The organism is Streptomyces sp. SP18BB07 (genome assembly GCF_036322545.1).
In the GTDB taxonomy this organism is placed as follows: Bacteria; Actinomycetota; Actinomycetes; order Streptomycetales; family Streptomycetaceae; genus Streptomyces; species Streptomyces deccanensis.
Map to the genome: position 1 here is coordinate 1 of NZ_JAQYWT010000115.1, position 215 is coordinate 215.

A 215-nucleotide genomic window follows, 5' to 3' on the forward strand; every position below is an offset into this window, starting at 1 on the left:
AGGCCCTCGGGCTTGGCGGCGGCGCGGCCGATGGCGGTCTCGATGCGGTTCAGCGTGGCGACGCGCTTGTCCTCCAGCGGGCCGAGGATGGCGTTGTTGACGAAGTTGGCACCGCCCTGGCCGACGGTGTCGATCAGGCGCTGGTTGGCTTCCTGGATCTGCGTGTCCAGGAGCGCGAGGTTGCGGTCGACCTCGGCCTGCGCGGAGGCCGGGAT

The 215-nt window shown here is 70.7% G+C and carries 1 pseudogene; it reads right to left on the reverse strand.

Features of this window, described 5'->3' with window-relative positions:
- Positions 1-215, reverse strand: a pseudogene (locus PUR53_RS00325) (hypothetical protein); the annotation flags it as partial.